This is a genomic window from Alistipes intestinihominis (assembly GCF_040095975.1).
GTDB lineage: Bacteria > Bacteroidota > Bacteroidia > Bacteroidales > Rikenellaceae > Alistipes > Alistipes senegalensis.
In genome coordinates, this window is record NZ_JBBMFL010000040.1 from 1 (window position 1) to 1801 (window position 1801).

At 48.7% G+C, this 1801-nt stretch carries 2 protein-coding genes; one reads left to right on the forward strand and one right to left on the reverse strand.

Annotated elements, in window-relative coordinates; genetic code table 11:
* Window positions 1–750, forward strand: a 750-nt coding sequence (locus WMO46_RS15515) for an RteC domain-containing protein (protein ID WP_349094655.1), incomplete at its 5' end; no start/stop codon positions are given.
* A 10-nt stretch (window positions 751–760) separates the two neighbouring features.
* Here WMO46_RS15515 and mobA read toward each other — a convergent pair.
* The gene (mobA, locus tag WMO46_RS15520) at window positions 761–1183 is read right to left on the reverse strand and encodes a conjugal transfer protein MobA (RefSeq protein ID WP_129650042.1); all 423 of its coding nucleotides are present in this window, start codon (window positions 1181–1183) and stop codon (window positions 761–763) included.
* Between the last annotated feature and the right edge of the window lie 618 nt (window positions 1184–1801).

The window sequence follows — 1801 nt, forward strand, 5'->3', positions numbered from 1 at the left end:
GAGGCATCGCTCGTATTGGGCGATGCCTTTCAGCAGTTGAGGAATTTTATTTCAACCTATACATTCAAGAATGAGGCCGAAGAAATAGAGTTTTTCAAGATCATCAAGCCTCGTTTGTATCATCGTTTGATTTATTATCGCAAGGTTTACAACATTGAAATGAACCGGCCCGTAGGTGTGGAATCACAAAAGGCATATTTGATCGACGAAATAAAAGCAATCAACCGCTATAATACCAAACGATCGGATTTCGTGCGCTATTACCGTTCTGGTCTTACGCATCTGGATTCGCTTTACTATCTGCGAGGACGTATTGACACAGCCCTTTACCTCGAATCGTTCCACTACGAACGCGATCCGATGTTCTCTACCAATGCCGATTTCAAGGTGGCTAAATTGTTGGCCAACGAATTGTTATCGGCTTATCTGAAAGGCGAGTTAGAAGCACTGGAATATGTAAAGACAGCTTCCACCGATTCGCTGCCCTCGGTTCGACTGACATGGCAGGACAGCAAGACGGATTTGACGGAACTGATCTATCTGCTCGACAGCAAACGCAGTTTCGGCAATGTTCCGCTCTCGCAGTTGGCGGCCTACATTGCCAAAGTCTTCAATATCCAACTCGACACGAATCTTTCGCGCACGTTCTGCGATATGAAATTGCGTAATAATCCCACTCCGTGGATCGACAAGGCAAAACAAGCTCTCTTGCAACGTATGCGGACATGGAGGCATCGAAATAAGAAGTGAATGATGTAGGCTACCATCGCTTTTGAAACTCTTCGGAAAGCGCGACGATCCGGGAGTTGATATCGACGAGTTGCATGGTCGCTTTTTCCAGCTTGTAGAGCAACGACAATGCTTTTCGTTCGGAAAAGCGAATACGCAGTTCTTTGACAACTTGATTATAGTTGACTCCGATCGCCCGATATTGAGCGTGCAGTTGCGTCAGTTTGGCCACGTATTCCAGCGTTCCGCGATCGGTTTTTATCACCCGGAACACATCGCCGAAGACCCGTGCCTTGATAAAAGCAGCCTTCGACGACAGCCCCGATTGCTCGTACATCGTCAGAAATCGGGCGTGTTCCGTATCGTTGAATCGCACCATGACACAATGCGAAGCGGTATCTGTTTTCGCGGGACGTCCCCCTCGACCTTTGCGGGTCGGTCTGTTTTTCTCCATAATCGAAATTTTTGAGGTGAGGCCCTCGCCTCGCCGGTTGCTGAAAATTGCGATTCGTTCGTGGCGGAGCCGCCTGTCGAAAAGCGCCGACTTCGGAGGTGCTCCCCCCCCCTTGCGGGCAAGCTGTTTTCCGTTACGGAAATAGTTTCGGGTAACGGAAAACACAGCTTGCTATTTGCCCTTTGCAAATACGTTCCGTCCGCTCGTCGGACGGACTATTGAACCGGCCGCCGTAAAAACGGGCAAGGCGGCTTCCATCTACGTCGGAATTGTTACAGCGGCAAAGATACCGACCGATTCTGCGATTCGGTTCATCGGAGACAATGCCTCTTCCCGCCACTTCGAAGCCACAAGCGGCAAAGGGCCGAAACCGGCATGAGACGTTCGATCATGCGATAATTTGTCCGACCGAACGATCGAATGGCCGCTTAGTCGGATAGCTGAAATATCTATCGGCCGACTGCTCGACTGAATAAATGAATACATGTACAATCGGCTGTGCGAATACACATGCAGATGACTGCATGTGTGTATGATTGATCAAATGATCATACGTTTGACTGTATGGTTAGCCGACTGAATAGCTGTATGTTTATTCATGTAACAGCATGCGTATAT